We start from the raw sequence: 18,550 nt of genomic DNA, 5'->3' as shown, positions 1-18,550 counted from the left end.
GTGGGGGGGGGGCGCGTTGGGGGGGGGGGGGGGGGGGGGCGGGGGGGGGCCCCGGGGGGGCGGGGCCCGGGGGGGGGGGGGGGGGCCCCCCCCCCCCCCCACCACCCGGGTACCGGATCGGATCAGGCGACCGAGAAGGTCACGACCGACTGGTAGGTGTCGGCGAACGCGAACGGCGGGAGCTGGATCATCCCGGCGCCGCCGACGGAGAACTCGCCGCCGGTCAGCTGGTCCCCGCCGGCGGCCTGGGAGGCCACCTTCATCGGGGAGTCCGTGATCGCCCCGGGGGCGCCCGCGGTGCAGGTGCTCGGGCTGTCCGGGTTGGTGACGGTGCAGGACGGCTGGATGCCGATCTGCGCCTTGGCCATCGAATGGCCGGTGGCCTCGTTCAGGAACGGCGTACGGGTCGCGGTGACGTCCCAGCCGAGGCTGCCGCCGCGGAAGTCCTGCACGGTGACCGCGTTGAACTGGCCCACGACCGACTGCGACTTGCCGTTGATGGTCACCTTGCCCCAGTCGGAGGCCGGGAACCCGTCCTTCGGGCCGATGGCCAGCGGGCCGGGCAGCACCTCGACGTCCACCGGGTTCTTCACGCCCGGCTGGTCCTCGACGAAGACGAACGCCTTCGCGGCCCCCGTGGAGCCGTCGATCCTGATGGCGTCGGCCTTCTTGGTGACGGTCAGGCTGCAGGTGGCCGCACCGGAGGCGTCCGCGCTGCCGGTGCCGGTGTCACCGGTGGCCGTACCGGCCAGCGAGGCGGAACAGGTGACCGGGCCCGCCGGGAAGTTGGCGCCGGTGACCGCGACGACCGTGCCGGCCTTGCCGCTGTTGGGGGTGATCTTCGTGGTGACCGGCTCCTTGGGCAGCGCGGCCACGGCGACCGAACCGACCGGGGCGCTCGGCCGCGGGGACGGGGTGCAGCTGGTGGTGTAGACGGTGCCGCCGATGTCCGCGTCGGTGACGAACTGGTCGAGCGTCACCTGCACGGTGGTGCCCTCGGTGCCGTCCGGGATCTTGATCGTCCCGCTGAACGCGGGCGGGTCGGCCTTGACACCGCCCTCCTGGTGCGAGGGGATCGCCGCGCTGGTGACCGTCTGCGCCTGCCCGCCGACGAACAGCTTCGCCTTCATGGTGTTGACCGTGTCGATGGTGAACATCGGCACGATCGGCGAGAGGCCCGGGTCGATGGTGATCGGTACGGTGTCGCCGGCCTTGGCGCCGTCCGGCAGGGTGACGGTGAAGTCCTGGTTGCCCTCGGCGTCCGGCTGGGGAGCCGGCGCGTCGCACTTCACGTACACGGGGGTGGTCTTGACCGCGGCCTGTGCCGTCCCCGCCAGGCCCGCCATGCCACCCGTCAGGGCCAGGGTGAGGGCCCCCGCCCCGGCCAGCACTCTTCGTCGGAACGTTCTCGTACTCACTGGGTCGCGACTCCTTCGTCATGACGAACCCTCCCCCCACCCGCTGTGCGGGGGAGGCCGAGCCGGTGCGGTGGCCGACATTGACGCGTCGCCGTCACGAGAAGTCAATGCATTCCTTTCGTCCGAAGCACACAGAAATTGATGTCCCATCAGGTGCGGTTCCCCGTCCACCCCGTGGCGGAGCGCCGCCGGGTCAGCGGACGGGTGCGGCCGGGGCGCCGCCCGGCACCTGGAGCAGCCGGTTGGCCGTGTTCGAGGAGAGGCCCGTGAGCCGGCCCGGCACCGCCTCCGCGACGATCGCCGCGCCCACCTCGCGCGGGGTGGCCGCCGGACGGGCCGCCAGGACCAGGGCCGCCGCACCGGCCGCCTGCGGGGCGGCCATCGAGGTGCCCGACATGGCCCGGCTCGCCTTGGGGGAGCCCGGCCAGGCCGAGACCACCGCCGTACCGGGCGCGAACACGTCCACGCAGGAGCCCTGGTTGGAGAAGGGCGCTCGCCGGTCCAGGGCGTCGCTGGCGCCCACCGTCACCGCCTCGGCGACGGACCCGGGCGAGGACCGGCAGGCGCTGCCGTTCTCGTTGCCCGCGGCGACGGTGACGGTGATGCCCCGGCGCACGGCCCGCCGTACGGCCGAGTCCATCGCCATGCTGCGCCCGCCGCCCAGGCTGATGTTCGCCACCGCGGGGCCGGCGGGCCGGGCGAGCGCCTGCCGCCGGACCACCCAGTCCACGCCCGAGAGGACGGCGGACATGCGGGCGTCGCCGTTGCAGTCGGCCACCTTCACCGAGACCAGCCGGACCCCCTTGGCCACGCCGTACGAGGCCCCGCCCGCGGTCGCCGCGACATGGGTGCCGTGGCCGTTGCAGTCGCCCGGGCCCTCGGACCGCACCGCGTTGTGCCCGGCCACGGCCCGGCCGCCGAACTCCTCGTGCCCGGTGTCGATGCCGGTGTCCAGCACGTACACGGTGACCCCGGCGCCCGTCCCGCCGTACGCGTAGGAGCCGTCGAGGGGGAGGGCGCGCTGGTCGATCCGGTCCAGGTGCCACGGCGCCGCCGGCTGGGTGTCGGAGATCCGGAACAGGGAGTCCCGCTCCACCCGGGCGACCCTCGGATCGGCGGCCAGTTCCCCGGCGCGTTCCTCCGAGGTGCGTACGGCGAAACCGTCGAGCGCGGCTCCGTAGACGGCGCGGACCTCGTCCCCGGCCTCGGCCGCCTCGGCGGCCAGGGCGCGGGCGAGGGCGCGCGGGCCGGTGTCCTTGAGGACGACGACGTAGTCCTGCCGCGGCGGGACCTGGGGTCCGGGCGTACGGGCGCCGGTGCCGGCGGGGGTGACGGGGAGGGCGGCCGCGGCCGTCAGCAGGGCGGCGGCGGGCAGCAGGACGGTGAACGGGGTCATGGTCATGCGGCGATGCTCGGGGAGCCCCGGACGGGCCGCACGGAGGGTGCGCCGACCGGACGCACGACACGCCCCCGGAGCGGGCGCGCTGCCTACCCCGTCCCGGCCGCCGCCACGGCCAGGGCCGCGAAATAGCCGGGCGGGGCCGGGAGGTCGCTCAGGGTCCAGCCCGGAACGGCGGCCGGGTCGGGGGCCGAGCCGACGTACGGCTCTGCCAGGCCCCCGGTCAGCCCGGCCCCGGTGGCCTTCAGGCACGCCTCCTTGCGGGACCAGATCCGGCCCAGTGCCGCCGGCCGGTCCGGCTCCGGCAGGGCGGTCAGCTCGGCGGTCTCCCGCGGGTGCAGCGAGTGCAGGACGTCGTGCACCGCGGCCGGCTTGGGGAGCGCCTCCACGTCCACCCCGACCGGCACCCCGGCGAGGGCGATGCAGGCGGTGTCCTCGCTGTGCGAGAGCGAGAAGTGCGGCCCGGTGCCGCCGGCCACGACCGGGCGGCCGTGCGGCCCGCCGCAGCCGTGGCAGTCCTCCCGGTCCAGCCCGACCTCCCGCGGCGGCACCCCCAGGTACCGGCCGAGCAGCACCCGCAGGCCGAGGTGCGAGGCGAGGAACCGCTGGCGGTGCCCCGGGCGCACCAGCCGCTCCGCGCGGGCGAGCTCGGTCCCGTCCAGGACGGAGGCCGCGTCGGCGAGGTCGACGCCGCCGACCACGGCGAGCGTGGTGTCCAGGTACCAGACGGACACGGCCGGGCCGCCGGGGGAAGGGCCCGTCCCGGGGGCGTCGGGGCCGAGCTGGTTCACGTACTCGATCACCTGACGAGAGTACGAGAGGAACCGTCCGGCGCAGCCGCGAACGGGGCAACGCACCGGTGGGGGCGGGGTGGTGACGCCACCACCACCCGCCGGGGCCGGTCGTTCTCCGGGCAGGGCCCCCGGGCCCGGTGACCGTGTCTCCCGATGTTCCGGAGGAAAACGATGATCCGTCGAGCCGGGGCGGTGGCCGTCGCCCTCGTGTTCGCCGCGGCGGGGCCCGCCCCCGCCGCCGTCCCTGCAGCCGTACCCGCCGACAAGCCCGTGGTGCTGGGCAGTTGGACGCAGGTCGGCCCTGCCAGCCACGATGCCTGGGCGGCCGCGCGCGCCGACCGGGACCGGTGGGAGGCGTACGGGTTCGACTGGTCGACCGACTACTGCACCACCTCGCCGGACAACCCCTTCGGCTTCCCGTTCACCCTGGCCTGCGCCCGCCACGACTTCGGCTACCGCAACTACCGCAGGTCCGGTGCGGACGCCTTCTCCGCCGCCAAGCCCCGCCTCGACGAGGCCTTCCACGCCGACCTGCGCCGGGTCTGCGCCCGCTACGGCACGGCGAGGCGGATCTCCTGCGAGGGCACGGCCTGGACGTACTACCGCGCCGTCAGGGCCTTCGGCGTGGCCGCCGGGTCCGCCGGCCACGCCGGGCCCGCAACGGACCGGGGGGTCTGAATCCGGTCAGGTGGTGGTGGTCCGGCCACACCCCGGGGGCCGTACGGACGCCCGATCACCGGCCGTACGCCCGTGGGGAGGTGGTGGGGCCACCACCCCCCGGGGTCAGGAGTGTGCCCGGCGGCTCTCGTGGCCGGGGGGTTCCCGGGGCCAAGCTGGGGGAGACCTGGAGGACTACGGGAAGAGGCGGGGGACCATGGGCAGCTCACGACTGATGGAGGTCATGCAGCCGCCGCGCCGGGAGGCCGGAGCGGGAGCGGGGACGGGGGCCGGCACCAGAGACGCGGTCGCGGACCTGTGCGCCGCGGTCTTCGAATCCCTGCCGCGGGCGGACCAGCGGCGCAAGGCCGAACTGTACGTCCGCGGACTGCTGACGGCCCCCGGCCGCAAGTCCATGCGGAGCATCGCCGCGCACGCCGGGATGGCGGCCGGCGAGCAGAGCCTCCACCACTTCATCAGCTGCTCGCCCTGGAACTGGCAGGCCGTACGGGAGGCCTTGGCCGTCGAGCTGGAGCGGACCCTGGGGCTCCAGGCGTGGGTGGTGAAGCCCATGGTCATCCCCAAGTCCGGGGCGCACACGGTCGGTGTGGACCGCCGCTACGACGCCAGGCTGGGCCAGATGGTCAACGGGCAGCAGGCGTTCGGCGCCTGGGCCGCCGGGGTCGAGGCGGGCGCGCCGGTCGGCTGGTCGCTGCACCTGCCCGAGGAGAGCACCCTCGCCGACTGCGCTGCCGCCGCCGTGCTGGACGTCACCGAGGCGCTGCCGATGCGCCGGCTGCCGGTGGTCCTGGATGCGGTGGAGGGCGGTCCGGAGACCCTGCCGCGGCGGTTCGCAGCCGCCCGGACGCCCTTCCTGATGCGGATCGGGGCCGGGACGCCGGTGATGGTGACCGACCCCCACCTGCCGGGGACGGGCCGGGCGCAGGTGCGCGCCGGCGCGGTGATGGAGACGGCCCGGATGCTCCGCCGGCCGGTCCGGTACGCCGATGGCGCGGACGGCTCGGCGCGGACCGTGTTCGTCGCCTCGGTGCAGGTGGCGACCGTGCCGCAGGGCCGTGGCGCCCGCCCGCTGCGGCTGGTCGCGGAGTGGGTCGATCCGCGCCGCCGCCCGGACCGGTTCTGGCTGACGGACATGGTCGGGCTGCCGCCGGCCGGGCTGCTGCGGCTGGCGGAACTCTCCCGCCGGGTGGACGTGGAGTTCGCCGGGATATCGGACCGGGTGGGCATGCGGGACTTTGAGGGGCGCTCGTTCCCGGGCTGGCACCGGCACATCACGCTGGCCTCGGCCGCGCACGCCGTACGCGTCCTGGAAGGGGTGCGGAGCCGGTACGACGGCCTCGTGCCGCGCCCGGCACCGGACTTCGCCGCCGGCTTCGATGCGGACTTCGGCGCCGACCCCGGCACGGACCGCCGTACGGGCCGGGCGGCCGGCTTCCCGCTGGCGGGGTTCCCGAGGGCCGGGGGACACCCGTCGGCCGGGTTCCCGCCGGCCGGACACCCCGGCGCGGGCCACACCGGGACCGGTCACCCGGCGCCGGCCCGTCCCGCGGCGGGCCACCGCCCCGCAGGGCGCACCGCCGCACGGGCCGCGGACGAGGCGGCCCGTCCCGCCGTCGCCCGCCCGGCCGCGGCCCGGGCCACGGGCGGGACGCCGGTCTACGGAGCGCGCAGACGGTCGGCGTGAGGCCCGGCGGAGCCGGGGCCGGAGCCGGCCCCGAACCCGCCCGCCCCGAACGGGTCGGTGAGCGCCCCGCCCGCCCCGCCGGCCGCGGACGCTCCGGCGCCGTCGGGGTCCCGCAGTCCGGCCGGCGGTGCCTCGGCCCGCAGTGTCCGGCGGGTGCGGTGCAGCCGCAGCGCGAGCTGCACCTCCAGGGCGCGGGCGGGCTCCTGCCAGTCCTCGCCGAGCAGGGCGGTGATCCGCTCCAGCCGGCGGGAGACCGTGTTGGGGTGGACGTGCAGGGCCTCCGCGGCATGGGTGGGGCTGCTGCCCGACTCGAAGTACGACTCCAGCGTGTGCACCAGGGTGGTGTACCGCTGGGTGTCGTAGTCGAGGACCGGCCCGATGGTGTCCTCGACGTACCGGTCGACGCTGTGGTTGTCGCCCAGCAGCAGTCCCAGGAAACCGAGTTCGCTGGCGGCGGCGGAGGATCCGCTGCTGCCCAGCGAGGTCAGGGCGCCCAGGCAGCGGAGCGCCTCGGCATGGGTGGGCGCGATGTCGGCCGGGCCCGCGGTGGGACCGGCGGCGCCGACCGTCACCGGGTGGCCGAGCAGCGGGGTCAGCTCGTCGGAGACCCGCCGGGCCGTCTCGCCGGGGTTCCGCGAGGGCAGCAGCAGGGTCAGGCAGCCGCCGCGCACGTTGGACAGGCCGCCGGCGCGCAGCGCGTACGAGGAGGCCCAGACCACGGCCCGGCCCAGCGAGCCGCCCTCGGGGCGGATCACCGCCACCGCGTACGGGGCCTCCAGGTCGAGCCCGAGCCGCCGGGCACGGTCCCGCAGCTGGGCCGGGGGCCGTCCGGGCACGGTCAGCAGGTCGTCGAAGAACTCCTCGCGGACCTGGCTCTCGGCGACGGCCGTGTTGCGCTGCATCAGCATCAGCACCCCGGTGGTGCCCGCGGTGAGCCGCAGCAGCCGCAGCCCGCTGTCGGACAGCGGCTCCGCCGGGTGCACCAGCACGCAGCCGAGGTACTCGCCGCCCGCGGCGACCGGTGCGAGCCAGGCGCCCGGGGAGAACTCGACCGGGCGGCGGGCCGCATGGGTCTCCAGCACCGCCCGCGCGGTCTCCTCGGTGCCGGGCAGCTCCTCGGGCAGCGGGCCGGTGGACGCGAGCACCCGTCCGTCGGGTTCGAGCACCGCCGCCGTGCCGCCGAGGACACCGGTGGCCAGCGCGAGCAGGCCGGACAGGTCACCGCCGGCCAGCAGCAGGTCGGTCATCCGGGCGTGCACCTCGTTGGCGCGCCGCACCGAGAGCAGGTCGGACCGGGTCCGGGAGGCGGACCGTTCGAGGGCGGCGATCTCGGCCCGGGCCCGGCCGAGCTCCCGGGTCTTCTCGATGGCCACGGAGGCGAGGTCGGCGAGCGAGGCCATCAGGGATATCTCGTCCGGGGTGAAGTGCCGGACCGTGCGGTCGGCGGCGTAGAGCACGCCCAGCGCGGAGTCCCGGCTCCGCAGCGGGACGGCGAGGATGGCGCGCAGCCCCTCGGCGCGGACCACGTCGTCGATGAGGCTGTGGTGGGCGACCCGCGGGTCCTCCAGATAGTCCGGGCTCCAGAACGGGGCACTGCCCGACCGGACCGAACTGCCCAGGCCGGAGCCGATGGGCACGCGGAACCCCATGGTCAGCGAACTGGCGTGGCCGTCCGCGGTGCGGACGTAGCTGTCCCCGGACTCCTCGTCGTGGAAGCTGATGTAGGCCATGTCCAGGTTGAGGAGCAGCCGGGCCCGGCGGGCGATCACCCGGAGCAGCGCGTCCAGGTCGTACGGCAGGGTCAGGTCGTGGGCGGTGTCCACCAGGGCGGAGAGCGCGGCCTCGCGTTCCTGCCGTCGGTCGATGTGGCCGCGGACGGCGGCGGCCAGGCGCAGTGCCTCCGCGAGCCGTTCCCGTTCGGCCGGGCGCGCCTCCGGTGCTCCGGCCGGGGCGAGGAGCTCCTCGTACGCGGCTGCCGGGGCTTCGCGGGCGAGGAGTTCGAGCACGCGCAGAATCGGCTGTTCCTGTAATGCCATGGGGTTGTTCCTCACGTGTGGGGTGTGTGGTGCACAACCGCGCGAGGAATCTAGGCGACGCCCGCCACCAGGGTCAATTGTCAATGCTCCGTCAGTAAAGAGGACTTGAAGATTCCGTCTGCCAGGAGTTTTGTGCCCGATTGGTCCGTTTCGCGCCTACGGGCAGTGGCGGGAACACCACCCTGGGGCCGTCGATGTGTGGAGGGCTCACCTTCTGCCCGCACCCCCGGCCGAAGCAGACTTCCAGGCGTGCTGACTCGACCACCACTCGAGTGACATTCCACAAGGGGGAAACATGTCTCAGGCCACCGTCACCCCGGCTGTCGATGCGCGACGCACCGACTCCACTGCGGAACGCACCGGCGGCGCCGCCGTCCTCGCCGGTGCCGGTGCCGAAGTGCGCGACTACGAGCGCTCACTGGCCCGCAGCGACATGTCCCGCACCCGCGCCGACCGGCCCCGCAGCTTCGAACTGCGCGGCCGCACCTGGGACCTGCTCGACGAGGTCTTCGCACCGGTCTTCTCGCCCACCACCTCCGTGGCCCTGGACTTCCTCGGCTGGACCGAGCACGTGGAGACCCCCCGCACGGGCTCCATGCTGGAGATCGGCTGCGGAACCGGGGTGATCTCCGTGATGGGCGCGCTGGCCGGCTGCGAACGCGTGGTCGCCGCGGACGTCAACCCGCACGCCGTGGCCAACGCCGCACTGAACGCCGCCCGCCACGGCGTCTCCGGCCGGGTGCGCGCCGTACACAGCGACCTGTTCTCCGCCCTCGACCCCGAGGAGCGCTTCGACCTGGTCTTCTTCAGCTCCAACTACGTCCTGGCGCCGGCCGGGCACCGCTACGCCTCGGAGCACGACAAGGCGTACGTGGACCCCGGGTACCGCGTGCACCGCCGGTACCTGGGCGAGGTCTGCGACCGGCTCACCCCCACCGGCTCGGCGCTGCTCCACTTCAGCTCCCGCGGGGACCTGCCGCTGCTCAAGCGGCTGGCCGCGGAGCAGGACCGCCGACTGATCACCCTGGTCACCCGTCAGGTCCACGAGGCCGGCACCCCCGTGGACCACATGCTGCTGGCGATCGTGCCCGCAGCCCGATGAACCCGCCGTCCGCACACCCCTCACAGCTCTTACGCCCCTACACCGCGAGGACTGCTTCCGTGCGCACCGTGCTCGTCGACAATTACGACTCCTTCACCTACAACCTCTTCCACCAGATCACCGAGGTCACCGGGACCGAGCCCGTGGTCCTGCGCAACGACGCGGTGACCTGGCGGCCGGGCCTGTTCGACGGCTTCGACGCCGTCGTCCTGTCGCCAGGACCGGGAACCCCGGAAAGAGCCGCCGACTTCGGAATCTGCCGCGACGTCCTGGAGCGGTCCGAACTCCCCCTCCTCGGCATCTGCCTGGGGCACCAGGGGCTGGCCCACGCCCACGGCGGCCGGGTGGTCCGCGCCCCCGAACCGCGCCACGGCCGCACCTCGCCGGTGATCCACGACGGCAGCGGACTCTTCGCCGGACTGCCCTCCCCCTTCGAGGTGGTCCGCTACCACTCGCTGGCCGTCACCGACCTGCCCGCCGAGCTGGAGGCCACCGCCTGGAGCACGGACGGCGTCGTGATGGGCATGCGGCACCGCACCCTGCCCCGCTGGGGCCTGCAGTTCCACCCCGAGTCGATCTCGACCACCCATGGCCGCGAACTCATCGCCAACTTCCGGCGGCTGGTCCTGGAGCACCACGGCCGGACCCACGCCGGCCAGGACGCCCCGCAGGTCCCGGACCTCTCCGCCCGCGGCGCAGAACTCCCCGCCCGTGGCGCGGACCTCTCCGCCCGTATCCCGGAGCTCTCCGCCCGTGGCGCCGACCCCTCCGCCGCGGCCGGCCCCCTCACGGCCGCGGCCCCGGCCGGCGGCTCCTCCCCGGCCGCTCCCGCGCCCGTCCGCCGGCTCCGGGTGCTCGCCGACATCCTCACCACCCGCTGGGACGACGAGAGCGTCTACGACCGGCTGTTCCGCTCCGGCCCGCACGGCTTCTGGCTCGACAGCAGCCGCAGCGGCGGGCCCGAGGGCCGGTTCTCCTACCTCGGCAACGCGGCCGGCCCGCTCGCCCGTATCGCCATGGCCGACGTCACCAGCGGCACCGTCTCGGTCTCCTCGGCCGGAGGGGTGCCCGAGCGGCTCGTCGCCGAGGACTTCCTCGACTGGATCGACCGCGACCTGCGGTCCTGCCGCACCGACGTGCCCGCCCTGCCCTTCGACTTCGCGCTCGGCTGGGTCGGCTACCTCGGCTACGAGCTCAAGGCCCAGTGCGGCGGCGAGGCCCGCCACCGCGCCGAGGACCCCGATGCCGTGATGGTCTTCGCCGACCGGGCGGCGGTGCTCGACCACCACACCGGGACCACCTACCTGCTCGCCCTCGCCGAGGACGGCGAGGAGGGTCCCGCCCGCGCCTGGCTCGACCGGACCGCCCGCACCCTGCGCGACACCGCGCCGGTGCCGCTGCCCGCGCCCGCACCGCAGGCCCCGCTCACCGGACTCCGGCTGCGCCACGACCGCGACGCCTACCTCGGGCTCATCGAGGAGTGCCAGGACGAGATCGCCGCCGGGGAGACGTACGAGGTCTGCCTGACCAACCTGGCCGAGGCGGACGGCGACCCCGACCCCTGGGAGACGTACCGGGCCCTGCGCCGCAGCCACCCCGCGCCGTTCGCCGCACTGCTCCAGTTCGGCCGGACCCAGGTGCTGAGCACCTCACCCGAGCGGTTCCTGCGGGTGGGTGCCGACGGCATCGCCGAGTCCCGGCCCATCAAGGGAACCCGTCCGCGCGGCGCCACCCCCGCCGAGGACGCCGCGATCCGCAGCGAACTCGCCTCCTGCGAGAAGGACCGCGCCGAGAACCTGATGATCGTCGACCTGGTCCGCAACGACCTGGGCCGCTGCGCCGAGCCCGGCAGCGTCGAGGCCGAGGACATCTTCCGGGTCGAGACCTACGCCACCGTCCACCAGCTCGTCTCCACCGTCACGGCCCGGCTGCGGGCCGGACTGAGCGCCGTGGACTGCGTCCGGGCGGCCTTCCCCGGCGGCTCCATGACCGGCGCCCCCAAGATCCGCACGATGCAGCTGATCGACCGGCTGGAGGCCGGCCCGCGCGGCATCTACGCCGGCGCCATCGGCTACCTCTCGCTCTCCGGCGCCGCCGACCTGTCCATCGTCATCCGCACCCTGGTGCTCACCCCCGGGCGGGCCCGCTACGGCATCGGCGGGGCGATCGTCGCCCTGTCCGACCCCGCCGCCGAGTTCGAGGAGACCGCGGTGAAGTCCGCCCCGCTGCTGGGGCTCACCACGGGCGGCTTCCCCGGCCGGACCGGGGCGGAGACACCGATGGTGTCCGTGACCGCCGCACGCTGAACCCCCTTCTCCTTCCCTCCCGCTCCCTTCCCTCCGGGCCGCCGGCCGGGCTCCCGCCCCGGCCGGCGGCCCCTTCCGCGTACCCGGCCTGCCGTACCGGACCTGCCGCATGCGACGCGGTGTACCCGACGCGGTGTGCCCGGCGTGGTGTACCGGACGGCCGTATCGGACGCCCTTCCGTGCCGGAAACCGTGCGCGAAGCCGCACGGGCGCCCACCCTGTGTCCGTACTGTGGGGACCCTGTGTGACGACGATAGGGCGGCGCCCGGCGCCCGCGGCAGCACGCCGGGCGGACTGTGTCACTGTTCCCGGGCCGGGCCGCAGGAGCTGACACACCGCCCCTCAGGGTCCGCCGCAGCTGACAAAGTCCCCGGCCCGCCCCGTCCGCCGGTTGCCCGCGACCGTCCCGCGCTGCTTGGTTCGACGGCGGACACCGCCCTGTCGGACAGCGGGGAGAAGAACATGGCCCATGTCGCCGCCGAACCCGGAACGGTCCACGTGCTGCACGACCGGCTGCCCGTGATCGCCACCTGGAGCCCGCCGGGCTGCCGGACCACCGCACTGGCCCGGATCATGAGCGGGCGCGGAGACGTCACCGTCCTCGACGAACCGTTCAACAGGCGGGCCGCTGACGGCAGCTTCAGCCACCGCGGCCGCACCTACGCCGACGACACCGCCCTGCTGGACGGCGTACTGGAACTCGCCGCCGTCCCGGGCGCCCGGACCGTGTACTTCGCGGACACCACCGGACTGCGCCACCCCGCCCTGCTCGCCGATCCCCGCTTCACGGCCCGGATCCAGCACACGTTCGTCATCCGGGACCCCGCCGAGGTCATCGCCGCGCACTACCCCCACAACCCGTACCTCACCTCCGAGGAGGTCGGCTTCGGCCACTGCTGGGAGATCTTCGAGCTGGCCCGGATGGCCTCGGGTACTGTTCCCGTGGTGGTGGACGCGGACGACCTGGCGAACCGGCCGACCGCAGTCGCCGCCGCCTGTGCCGCCCGCACCGGACTGCCCCGGCACCCGGCAGCCGGCACCTCCGGCGGAGAGCCCGGCCCGGCCCGCGGCTTCCGCCCGGCGGCCGGGACCGTGCACGACAACCCGTACCTGGCGGAGCTCTACGAGGACCAGCTGCCGTACTACGAGTGGCTGCGCGCCCACCGCCTCGAACTCGAACAGGCAGCGTGATCACCGATGCACGGCAGAACCTCCGAGGGGCCGGCCGCCTGGCTGAAGCACTGGTACGCCCCGCGCACCACCGAGGCCACCGCCCGCAGGCGCCTGCTGTGCCTGCCCCCGGCCGGCGGGGCCGCCCACCTCTACCGGGGATGGGCCGCGTCGCTGCCCGCCGGGACCGAGGTGCTCGCCGTTGAGCTCCCCGGCCACGGCAGCCGGCTGACGGAGGAACCGCTCACCCGGATGGCCGATGTGGTGGACGGTGTGATCACCGCCCTGGAGTCGCTCCCGGACCCCGCCCTGCCGACGGTCGTCCTCGGCCACAGCATGGGCGCGGTGATCGGCTGGGACCTGTGCCTGGCCCTGCGCCACTACAGCGGGCGGCCCGTCCGCGGACTGGTCTCGGTGGCCGCCCAGGCGCCGACCCGGCCCGCACCGGCGCGCTGGCGGGCCGGCGCGGACAGCACCGAGGAGGACCTGCTCGACCTCCTCGACCACTCGCAGAGCCTGCCGCCCGAACTCCGCCACAATCCCGAGTTCCTGGACTTCTACCTGCCGGTGCTCCGTGCCGACCTGGAGATACTGGCCCGGCACGTGCCGCGCCGGGAGGCTCCGCTGCCCTGCGAACTGCGCGTGTACACGGGCGAGTCGGACCCGCTGGTCGGGGAGACCGACGCCTGGCCCTGGGACGGCGCCGAGACCGAGGGCCGCAGGGCCTTCCGGGCGTTCCCCGGCGGCCACTTCTTCCTCCACGAACGGCCCGGCCCCTTCCTGGAGCAACTCGCGGCCGACCTGCAGGAGATGACGGCCCTGCACCACGCCTGGAGCGTGCGCTAGCCGTACCGGTTCCCTGCGGAACAGACCTGTGCCCGGCGGTGGGGTGTGCCCGCCGGGCACAGGTCTGTTCCGTTCTCGTTCCTTGTTCCTTCTGCCACGGACCGGCCCGCGATCGTGTCGGGGCGGCCGTGGACCCGGCCTGGTGGGGATCTCCCGCAGCGTCCGGGAAGCGGCGTGGCCGGCGTACGGCCGTACGAGGTGCTCACCGTGTGCCTCGCGCAAGGGTGTCCGGGGGAGCAGCTGGACTCCCGCTGTTCTCCGGTCGGTCGGGGGACGGGGTCCCCCGGGCCTGGTGGGGAGCGGGTACGGGGCCGGCGCGGCCGGGTCGTTCCCGGCCGCCCGTTCGGCGGCCGGCCCCGTCGTCCCCCGGTCAGCGGACCACGCCCGACAGGGAACGGGCCGCTCCGGCCAGGGCCGGTGGCGCCTGCTCCGTCGCGATCACTCGCACCGGCTCAGACCGGCCCCGCGGGACGACCGGCTTCCGGGTCCGGGCCAGCAGATCCGGGCCGCTGTGTACGGTCGCCCGCACCGAACCGGCCCCGATGACCGCCACCGCGCCGTGGTAGTCGCCGTCCAGGGAGAGGTCGGCCAGCGCCGGCACCGGTCTCCCGGCGGCGTCCGGACCGTGCCAGTGGAGCAGCTCCGGCGGCTCGTCCGGCCCCGACAGCGTGAAGTCCGTCATCGGGGTGTTGAGCCCCTCACCGGTCGCCTTCAGGACGGCCTCCTTGCGCGTCCAGTAGGTCAGTCCGGCCCGGGCCCGGCGCTCCTCGGGCAGCCGGTCGACGGCCGCCCGCTCGGCTGGTGTGAGCACCAGGTCGTACTCCGGGGGCAGACCTGGGCCCGCCCACGGCTCCCAGCGCTCCACGTCGATGCCCAGCGGCCCGCCGAGGGTCAGGGCCACCGCCACGACGTCACCCGAGTGCGTGATGGACAGCTCCCAGCCCGCGGCCGGGCCGACCACCCGGGGCTTCCCGTGCGGCCCGCCGCATCCCGGGCAGCGGGCGCGCAGGCTCACGGCCTCCGGATCGGTGCCCGCCATCCTGGCGAGCGCCGTCTTGGCGAGGGTCCGCCCGGTGACGAACCGGGCGAGGTCGAGCTCGTGGGCGAAGGACGGGACACGGGTGAGCTCCGCGCTGTCGAGCAGTCCGAACCAGGACTGCGGCCGCTCCAGCGGACGCAGGGACCAGACGTGTGCTTCCGCACGGGGCTCCGGTGCAGTGGCGCCTTCGGTGTGCGCCGGCCGGGTGCCGGCGCCAGTGAATGCAGTCATTGAAGGGATTCACCTCCGTACCGCGGCAGTGCGTCTGCCGCTGGAACGAGTGAACGCCTCGGCAGGGGTGGCCAGGTAGCCGGAAATCCTCCGTCCCCGGGGTGGTTATCCCTCCCCCCGACAACGCCGTTATCGCCGTTATCGAAAGGCGGCCCGGAAGCGATAACAGCGTGAAAGAGCAGCTCCGTAATTTTCTCGGCAGAACGAAGAAGCCGCTGGTCAGAGAGGCGAGCGGCCCACCGAGAAGGAGACGGAAACCATGAACAAGACCCTCGCCGCCGCCGTTAAGTCCCTCGCCGTCACCGTGGTCGCCGGCACCGCCGTCTTCGCCTCCTCCGGCCTGGCCGCCGCCGACAACGGCCCGTGGGGCGCGCCGAAGGCCGCCGCCTCGCAGAACGTCCTGCTGGACAACGGCCCGTGGGGCGCCCCGGCCGGCCAGGCGGGTCTGCAGGACAACGGCCCCTGGTAACGAGCGCCCGGCCAAGGGCCTTCGCCGACGGCCTTCACAGGAGAGCTTCACGAGCGGCCTTCACCAACGGCCCTCACAAACAGCCGAAGCAACTGATTCCGCTACCGGCAGGCACCATCGCGAACCGCACATGACACACCCGCCGCGGGAATGTTCGAGGACAACGCTCCGTTCCCGCCGCAGCCGCCCGTGGACCACCGGTCCGGGCGCCCCCCGAAGGTGACGACCCCGCTCTCTTCCGCATGGAACTTCCCTGCTGGTGACCTACATTGGGACCGCCGTAATCAGGAAGCAGATTGACGGGGGGCGAGGTGGGGACACAGCTCGGCTTCAAGGTTCTCGGACCACTGGAAGTCAGCGCGGGGGACGAAGACATATCGCTCGGCGGAGCACGCCAGCGCACGATTCTCGCGCTGCTGCTGCTCACTCCCGGACGCGTCGTTTCCGTGGACACCATGGTCGAGACCGTCTGGAACATGAATCCGCCGACCACGGCCCGTACCCAGGTGGCCATCTGCGTCGCGGCCCTGCGGAAGATCTTCAAGGCCGCGGGTGTCGACGAGGACGTCATCGTCACGGCACATCCCGGATACCTGCTCCGGACCGACGGCCACCGGATCGATTCCCTCGAATTCGCCGCACTGGTCCACGAGGCCGAGGCGCACGCCGGGGACGGACGCCTCAAGGAATCCGCACACCACTACGCCCGGGCCCTGGGACTCTGGCGCGGCACCGCCTTCGCCGGCGTGGGCGGCCAGGTCATCGACGACGAGTCCGACCGCCTGGAGGAGCACCGGCTCAACGCCTACGACGACTCCACGCTGGTCCACCTCGAACTCGGGCAGCACCAGGAACTCATCCCCGAACTCGTCGCCAGGGTCCGTGACCACCCCCTGCGCGAACGCATCCGGCACCACCTGATGCTCGCCCAGTACCGGTCCGGCCGGCGCGCGGACGCCATGGAGTCCTTCCGGGAGGCCCGCCGCCACCTCATCGACGAACTCGGCATCGAGCCCGGCCCCGACCTCCAGGAACTGCACGACGCCATCCTGCGGGACGACCCCTCGCTCGCCGCCGCCGCGCCCGCCGCGGAGCGCGCCCCGGCCGCCCCCGTCCGTACGATCCCCTCCGAACTTCCGCCGGACGTACCGGGATTCACCGGCCGTGAGGCCGAACTCGGCGCACTGGACAGCCTGGTCGGCGCTTCCGAGGAGGACCGCTCCTCCGCCATCGGCCTGATCACCGGAGCCGCCGGCATCGGCAAGAGCGGACTGGCCACCCGGTGGGCCTTCCGGGTCGCGGAGCACTTCCCCGACGGGCAGCTCTTCGCCGACCTGCGCGGCTACGACCCGCAGCACGACCCGACCAGGGCGCACGAGGTGCTGAGCCGCTTCCTGCGCGCCCTAGGCGTACCGGCCGACCAGATCCCCGCCGAGCCGGACGACCGCATCTCGCTGTACCGCAGCGTCCTGGCGGACCGCAGGGTCCTGATCGTCCTCGACAACGCGCGCAGCTACACCCAGCTCCGGCCGCTGCTCCCGGGCAGCGGCAAGTGCGGCGTGGTGGTCACCAGCCGCGACCAGATGGAACAGCTGGTCGCCTGGCCCTCCCAGGCACGCGTCCACCTGGGCCCGCTGTCCGAGACCGAGTCCGTGGGGCTGCTCACGACCATCGTCGGCGAGCGCAGGATCGGCCCCGCCCGGGCCGACGCCGTCCGGCTGGCCCGGCTCTGCGAACACCTGCCCCTGGCCCTGCGGATCGCCGCGGCCAGGCTCGCCTCCAAGCCGCACTGGCCGGTGAAGTTCCTGGTGGCGCGGCTGAGCGACGAGCGGCGCCGGCTGGACGAGCTGAGCCAGGGCGAGTCGCAGATCCGCGCCAGCTTCGCGCTCAGCTACCGCTACCTGTCCTCGGACTCGGCCAGGCTCTTCCGCCTGCTCGGGCTGATCGAGGTACCCGACTTCACGGCCTGGGCCGCGGCCGCGCTGCTCAACAACGAGGTGCTCGACGCCGAGCGGCTCATCGAGAACCTGGTCGACGCCCAGTTCCTCGAAGTGGTCAGCATGGACGCCACCGGCCAGCTCCGCTACCGGTTCAACGGCCTGCTGCGCCTCTACGCCTCCGAGTGCGCGGAACTCGACGAGTCGGAACCGGACCGGCACGCCGCCGCCGACCGCTTCTGGCGGACCTTCCTCACCCTGGCGGAGGAGGCCGTCCAGCTGCTGTTCCCCAACAGCACGGTCACCCACGGCCCGGTCCGGCGCCGGCGCGTCGACACCTACCTGCGGGAGGAACTGCTCGCCGCGCCACTGGAGTGGTACGAGGCCGAGCGGCTCGGCATCGTGGCCACCGTGCGGCAGGCGGCCCGGGCCGGACGCGCCGACGTCGCCTGGGACCTGACCGCCTCCTCCGGGACCTTCTTCTCGATGCGCAACTACAAGGAGGACTGGCGCAACTGCAGCCAGGAAGCCCTGCGGGCCGCGCACGACATCGGTGACGAGCTCGGCCAGGCGGCCATGCACTACAACCTCGGCACCCTGGAGATGCTCAGCAGCTTCGATGCCGCCGCGCCGCACTTCGAGAAGGCACTGCGGTTCTACACGGAGGCCGAGGACGCCGCGGGCCGGGCGATGAGCCTCCGCTGCATGGCCATGATCGACCGGGTGCGCGGGGACCTCGACACGGCCATGACCCGCCACCGCGAGGCGCTCCCGGTCTTCCGCGAGGTGGGGGACCACCTCGGCGAGGCCCACAGCCTGCACAACATGGCGGGGATCGAGCTGGAGCTGGGGCGGCCGGAGCAGGCCAGGCAGTTCGCCCTGGACGCGGTCCGGGTAGAGGAGAGCACCGGTTCGGGCAGCACCCGCAACCTCGCCCAGGCGCTGTGCAGGCTGGGCCAGGTGCACCTGGCCCTGGGCAGCCCGGCCGAGGCCGAGAGCTCCTTCATCCGCGCGGTGCGCATCGTCAAGGAGCAGAACGACACCCTCGGCCTGGCCCACACCCTGCTCGGTCTGGGTGAGGCGCGGCTCGCCAAGGGCTCGCTGGCCACGGCGGAGACCACGCTGGTGGACGCCCTGGACATCGCCGAGGAGGGCAAGAGCCCGCTGGTCGCCGGCCAGATCCAGCTGGCGCTCGCCGCGGTGTGGCAGCGCCGCGGGGAAGCCGGCCGGGCACGCGGCCTGGTGCTCACGGCCAGGGAGCGGTTCACCGCCGTCGGCGCCCCGGTGTGGGTCCGGCGGGCCGACGACGCACTCGGCGCCCTGATCGGCTGAGGCGCGGGGAACGGCGTACGGCAGGAACCGCGTACGGCAGGAACGCACAGGGAAGGGGCCCCCGGCCTGGACACCTTGGGACTCCGGCAGATCACCGCCATGATCCACC

At 74.1% G+C, this 18,550-nt stretch carries 12 protein-coding genes and 1 pseudogene; 8 read left to right on the top strand and 5 right to left on the bottom strand.

Annotated elements, in window-relative coordinates; genetic code table 11:
• Nucleotides 1–122: 122 nt before the first annotated feature.
• From AB0O36_RS10440 to AB0O36_RS10430, 3 genes are all read right to left on the bottom strand, one after another.
• Nucleotides 123–1,391, bottom strand: a complete 1,269-nt coding sequence (locus AB0O36_RS10440) for a hypothetical protein (protein ID WP_365106963.1) — start codon at nucleotides 1,389–1,391, stop codon at nucleotides 123–125.
• Between the two features lie 220 nt (nucleotides 1,392–1,611).
• Nucleotides 1,612–2,820: a S8 family serine peptidase gene (locus AB0O36_RS10435; protein ID WP_365106960.1), complete on the bottom strand. Its 1,209-nt coding sequence runs from the start codon at nucleotides 2,818–2,820 to the stop codon at nucleotides 1,612–1,614.
• Nucleotides 2,821–2,906: 86 nt separating this feature from the next.
• The gene (locus AB0O36_RS10430) at nucleotides 2,907–3,620 is read right to left on the bottom strand and encodes a 4'-phosphopantetheinyl transferase superfamily protein (RefSeq protein ID WP_365106957.1); all 714 of its coding nucleotides are present in this window, start codon (nucleotides 3,618–3,620) and stop codon (nucleotides 2,907–2,909) included.
• Nucleotides 3,621–3,860: 240 nt separating this feature from the next.
• Here AB0O36_RS10430 and AB0O36_RS10425 point away from each other — a divergent pair.
• A pseudogene (locus tag AB0O36_RS10425) lies at nucleotides 3,861–4,289 on the top strand (phospholipase); the annotation flags it as partial.
• Nucleotides 4,290–4,485: 196 nt separating this feature from the next.
• Nucleotides 4,486–5,973 (top strand): transposase, encoded by a 1,488-nt coding sequence (locus tag AB0O36_RS10420; protein ID WP_365106955.1) that lies wholly within the window; start codon nucleotides 4,486–4,488, stop codon nucleotides 5,971–5,973.
• Here the strand turns inward: AB0O36_RS10420 and AB0O36_RS10415 are convergent.
• A complete protein-coding gene (locus AB0O36_RS10415) occupies nucleotides 5,946–8,009 on the bottom strand; it encodes a helix-turn-helix domain-containing protein (protein ID WP_365106953.1) in 2,064 nt (687 codons plus the stop codon). The genes AB0O36_RS10420 and AB0O36_RS10415 overlap by 28 nt on opposite strands.
• A 295-nt stretch (nucleotides 8,010–8,304) precedes the next feature.
• On the opposite strand from AB0O36_RS10415, the gene AB0O36_RS10410 reads away from it, so the two are divergent.
• The 4 genes from AB0O36_RS10410 (at nucleotide 8,305) to AB0O36_RS10395 (ending at nucleotide 13,433) form a co-directional block, all read left to right on the top strand.
• The gene (locus AB0O36_RS10410) at nucleotides 8,305–9,111 is read left to right on the top strand and encodes a methyltransferase domain-containing protein (RefSeq protein WP_365106951.1); all 807 of its coding nucleotides are present in this window, start codon (nucleotides 8,305–8,307) and stop codon (nucleotides 9,109–9,111) included.
• A 59-nt stretch (nucleotides 9,112–9,170) separates the two neighbouring features.
• The gene (pabB, locus tag AB0O36_RS10405; protein WP_365106948.1) at nucleotides 9,171–11,417 is read left to right on the top strand and encodes an aminodeoxychorismate synthase component I; all 2,247 of its coding nucleotides are present in this window, start codon (nucleotides 9,171–9,173) and stop codon (nucleotides 11,415–11,417) included.
• Nucleotides 11,418–11,879: 462 nt separating this feature from the next.
• Nucleotides 11,880–12,608, top strand: a complete 729-nt coding sequence (locus AB0O36_RS10400; protein ID WP_365106945.1) for a sulfotransferase family protein — start codon at nucleotides 11,880–11,882, stop codon at nucleotides 12,606–12,608.
• A 6-nt stretch (nucleotides 12,609–12,614) separates the two neighbouring features.
• Entirely contained in the window at nucleotides 12,615–13,433 is an 819-nt protein-coding gene (locus tag AB0O36_RS10395) for an alpha/beta fold hydrolase (RefSeq protein ID WP_365106942.1), read from the top strand.
• 370 nt (nucleotides 13,434–13,803) lie between these two features.
• On the opposite strand, the gene AB0O36_RS10390 is transcribed toward AB0O36_RS10395, so the two are convergent.
• On the bottom strand, nucleotides 13,804–14,703 hold the full coding sequence (locus AB0O36_RS10390) for a 4'-phosphopantetheinyl transferase superfamily protein (RefSeq protein ID WP_365106939.1): 900 nt from the start codon (nucleotides 14,701–14,703) through the stop codon (nucleotides 13,804–13,806).
• Nucleotides 14,704–14,962: 259 nt separating this feature from the next.
• Between AB0O36_RS10390 and AB0O36_RS10385 the strand changes: the two genes are divergently transcribed.
• Together AB0O36_RS10385 and AB0O36_RS10380 are read left to right on the top strand one after the other, a co-directional pair.
• Nucleotides 14,963–15,172 (top strand): hypothetical protein, encoded by a 210-nt coding sequence (locus AB0O36_RS10385; RefSeq protein ID WP_365106937.1) that lies wholly within the window; start codon nucleotides 14,963–14,965, stop codon nucleotides 15,170–15,172.
• Nucleotides 15,173–15,483: 311 nt separating this feature from the next.
• The gene (locus AB0O36_RS10380) at nucleotides 15,484–18,441 is read left to right on the top strand and encodes a BTAD domain-containing putative transcriptional regulator (RefSeq protein WP_365106934.1); all 2,958 of its coding nucleotides are present in this window, start codon (nucleotides 15,484–15,486) and stop codon (nucleotides 18,439–18,441) included.
• Nucleotides 18,442–18,550 lie beyond the last annotated feature (109 nt).

The sequence above is a fragment of the Streptomyces sp. NPDC089799 genome (assembly GCF_040684755.1).
Classification (GTDB): Bacteria; Actinomycetota; Actinomycetes; order Streptomycetales; family Streptomycetaceae; genus Streptomyces.
The sequence above is the reverse complement of the archived record's forward strand: the minus strand, read 5'-3'. Positions and strand labels throughout refer to the sequence as shown.

Coding starts and splice junctions, on each gene's coding strand:
- AB0O36_RS10435 (WP_365106960.1), bottom strand. CDS start 2,820: ATGACCATGACCCCGTTCACCGTCCTGCTGCCCGCCGCCGCCCTGCTG.
- AB0O36_RS10420 (WP_365106955.1), top strand. CDS start 4,486: ATGGGCAGCTCACGACTGATGGAGGTCATGCAGCCGCCGCGCCGGGAG.
- AB0O36_RS10415 (WP_365106953.1), bottom strand. CDS start 8,009: ATGGCATTACAGGAACAGCCGATTCTGCGCGTGCTCGAACTCCTCGCC.
- AB0O36_RS10410 (WP_365106951.1), top strand. CDS start 8,305: ATGTCTCAGGCCACCGTCACCCCGGCTGTCGATGCGCGACGCACCGAC.
- AB0O36_RS10400 (WP_365106945.1), top strand. CDS start 11,880: ATGGCCCATGTCGCCGCCGAACCCGGAACGGTCCACGTGCTGCACGAC.
- AB0O36_RS10395 (WP_365106942.1), top strand. CDS start 12,615: ATGCACGGCAGAACCTCCGAGGGGCCGGCCGCCTGGCTGAAGCACTGG.
- AB0O36_RS10390 (WP_365106939.1), bottom strand. CDS start 14,703: ATGACTGCATTCACTGGCGCCGGCACCCGGCCGGCGCACACCGAAGGC.
- AB0O36_RS10385 (WP_365106937.1), top strand. CDS start 14,963: ATGAACAAGACCCTCGCCGCCGCCGTTAAGTCCCTCGCCGTCACCGTG.